This is a genomic window from Dactylosporangium sp. NPDC050588 (genome assembly GCF_040654975.1).
GTDB lineage: Bacteria > Actinomycetota > Actinomycetes > Mycobacteriales > Micromonosporaceae > Dactylosporangium > Dactylosporangium maewongense.
This window is the reverse complement of the sequence record NZ_JBFAJA010000199.1, coordinates 1-3,687: the sequence shown is the minus strand read 5'-3', so window position 1 is coordinate 3,687 and position 3,687 is coordinate 1. Positions and strand designations below refer to the sequence as shown.

The window sequence follows — 3,687 nt, the reverse complement described above, 5'->3', positions numbered from 1 at the left end:
TCGCCGAGGCGAACACCGGCGACTCCGCCAACAACCGGCGGGCCATACCCTCCCACTGCCAACCCTGACCAGAGAACACCCACACCACACCACCCGGCGACGCCGGCACCACCGGCAACTCCAAGCCGTCCAGCACTCCATCGACGGCGACCGCGCGATACGGCAACAACGCCCGCCGCGCCAAACCCACAGCGATCGAATGCGCCGACACCTCAGGCCGCCGCTCAACAAACGCCGCAAGACGCCCAACCTGCGCCTGCAACGCCTCACGAGAACGCGCCGACAACAACCACACCGCAGGACCATCAGACGAGACGACCGGATCCGGCTCCTCGGCAGCCTGTTCCACGATGATGTGGGCGTTGGTGCCGCTGACACCGAACGACGACACACCCGCCCGACGCGGACGTCCCGTCTCCGGCCACGTGCTGGTCGTCGTGACCAGTTCGACGGCGCCGGCCGACCAGTCCACCTCCGGCGTCGGCGTATCGATGTGCAGCGACTGGGGCACGAGTCCGTGCCGCATCGCCAGGATCATCTTCATCACGCCGGCCACCCCGGCGGCGGCCTGCGTGTGCCCGATGTTCGACTTGACCGACCCCAGCAGGACCGGCTGTTCCCGATCCTGACCGTACGTGGCGAGGACAGCTTGAGCCTCTATCGGATCACCCAACCGGGTGCCCGTGCCGTGCGCCTCCACCACATCCACGTCCGCAGCCGACAGACCGGCCGAGGCCAGTGCCTGGCGGATCACCCGCTGCTGTGAGGGGCCGTTCGGCGCCGTCAAACCGTTCGACGCGCCGTCCTGGTTCACCGCGGAGCCGCGTACCACTGCCAGCACTCGATGCCCGTTGCGCCGGGCGTCCGACAGCCGCTCGACGAGCAGTACCCCGGCGCCCTCGGAGAAGCCCGTGCCGTCGGCCGCCGCTGCGAACGACTTGCAGCGGCCGTCCTCGGCGAGGCCGCGCTGCCGGGAGAACTCGACCAGCACACTCGGCGTCGCCATGACCGATGCGCCGCCGGCGAGCGCGAGGTCGCATTCGCCCGACCGCAACGCCTGCACCGCCAAATGCAACGCCACCAACGACGACGAGCAAGCGGTATCCACCGTGACCGCCGGCCCTTCGAACCCGAACGAATACGCCACCCGCCCCGACGCGACACTCCCCGCGTTCCCGTTGGTGAAGTACCCCTCCAACTCCGCCGGCACCGACCGCACCCGCGAGCCGTAATCGTGGTACATCAAACCGGTGAACACCCCGGTCCGGCTGCCACGCAACGACAACGGATCAATACCCGCCCGCTCCAACACCTCCCACGACACCTCCAACAACAACCGCTGCTGCGGATCCATCGCAAGCGCCTCACGCGGCGAAATCCCGAACAGGTCCGCGTCGAAGTCCGCGGCGCCTGCGAGGAAGCCACCGTGCCGGGTGTAGGCGGTTCCCGGCTTCGCCCCGGCCGGGTCGTAGAGCGACGCCAGGTCCCAGCCCCGATCGGTGGGCAGGCCACCGATCGCGTCGGCGCCGTCGGTGAGCAGCTGCCACAGGTCCTCGGGGGACGACACGCCGCCGGGGAACCGGCAGGCCATCTCGACCACCACGATCGGATCGTCCTGCGTCGTGGTCATCGTCGCCGGTACGGCCACGGTCCGCGGCCCGCCGAACATCAGCTCGTCGAGGTGCGCGGCCAGCGCCACGGGCGACGGATAGTCGAAGACCAGCGTCGCCGGCAGGCGCACGTCCGACTGCGCCGCCACGCGGTTGCGAAGTTCCACGGCGGTCAGCGAGTCGAACCCCATCTCCCGGAAGGCCGAACCGGGCTCGATCCGGTCCTCGCCGGGGAAGCCGAGCACCGCGGCCGCCTGTGCGCACACCAGCCGCAGGACCTCCGCGCGGCGGCGGTCCACGTCGAGTCCGCTGAGGCGCTGCGCCCACGCCGTGTCCCGCGTGGCCGCGGCGGCCGTGGTCCGGGTCGCCGGGACCAGCCGCGACAGCAACGGCGGGACTGCCTGGGTGCCGGTCAGCCGCAGCCGTACCGGCACCACGGCGGGCGCATCCACCCGGATCGCGGCGTCGAACAGCCGCAGCCCGAGCTCGTTGCCGATCGGTAGTACGCGGGACCGCTCCAGGCGTTCGCGGTCCGCGGAGCCGGTCATCGCGCTTTCGCTGTCCCAGAATCCCCAGGCGAGCGACTGCGCCGGCAGGCCTTGCGCACGCCGTTGGCGGGCCAGCGCATCCAGGTACGCGTTCGCGGCGGCGTAGTTCGCCTGCCCCGCCGAACCGAACACACCCGACGCCGAAGAGAACAACACGAACGCACTCAACCCATCGGTCAGCTCATGCAAGTGCCTTGCCGCGACAGCCTTCGCACTGAACACCGCCTCCAACTGGGACTCGGTCAGGTTCGCCACGGTCGCGTCGTCCAGGACACCGGCCGCATGGATCACAGCACTCGGCCTGCACTCCTCCAACAGCGCCTTCAACGCCTCCCGATCCGACACGTCACAGGCGACGATCCGCGCCTGCGGCAGCTCCTCACCCAACCGGCCGGCGGCCAGGCCGCGCCGCGACACCAACACCAGATCAGTCACGCCATATGCGTCAACGAGATGCCGCGCCAGCAACCCGCCAAGTGTCCCCGTGCCGCCAGTGATCAACACCGGGCCAGTGCCGAAGTCAACATCGCCACCACCCGGGGCCGCACGCACCAGACGCGGCACCCGAACACCACCGTCACCGTCCACACGCAACTGCGGCTCGTCACACACCGCCACCGCCGCCCGCGCCACCCCCGCATCAACCGCATCCACCAACACAAGACGATCCGGATGCTCCGACTGCGCCGATGCCAGCAGACCCCACACCGCCGCCCGCTCCGGACGATCCTGACTGTCCGGAACCAGCACCACCCAACGCTGCTCGTCGGCGGCCAAACGCTGCTGCACACCCGTCAGGACGTCAGCCAACCCGACACCGGCGCAATCCCACACCGGCAGGTCAGCCTCCGCCTCACCAGCACGGCCGACCTCCACCCAGTCAACGGTGTACAGATCCCGAACCGGCGCCACCGACAACCGCTCCGACAACGCCCGCAACACCAACGACCCCACCGTCGCCACCAACGCCCCATCCACGTCGGTCAACGTCAACGACAGACTCGCGCCATCCACACGCATCCGCACCCTGACCCTGGTCGCGCCCGTGGCGTACACGGCAACGTCCTGCCACGCGAAGGGCAGCAATACCGGTGCGTCTTCATCCCGAGCGGCACGCGCGCCGGCCATGTGTGTGGCCGCGTCCAGCAGCGCGGGGTGGATCGTGGACCCCGCGGCCCGGCCGTGCTCCGATGGCGGCAGCTCGACCTCGGCGTAGAGCTCGTCGCCGGCTTCCCACGCCGCCCGGACGCCCTGGAACACCGGCCCGTACTCGTAGCCACGCTCAGCCAGCCGGTCGTAGAGATCAGCAGTGGAAAGGGGCACCGCGTCGGCCGGCAGCCACTCGACGGAGTGCGCCAGCGGGCGCTCCTGGTCCAGCGCGCCGGTGGCGTGGCAGGTCCAGGGCTCGTCATCAGCAGCGCGCGAGTAGATCGCGACCTGCCGGTCGGCGTTCACCGCCGTCTGCACCTCGACAGCCCCGTCCAGCACGAGCGGGGCCTGCACCGTCAACTCCCGCAGCACCGGCGCAC

The 3,687-nt window shown here is 70.2% G+C and carries 1 protein-coding gene; it reads right to left on the bottom strand.

Going from position 1 to position 3,687, the window contains the following annotated elements; all coding sequences use genetic code 11:
- On the bottom strand, nucleotides 1-3,687 hold a 3,687-nt coding region (locus tag AB0I21_RS57150), incomplete at both ends, for an SDR family NAD(P)-dependent oxidoreductase (RefSeq protein WP_360574417.1).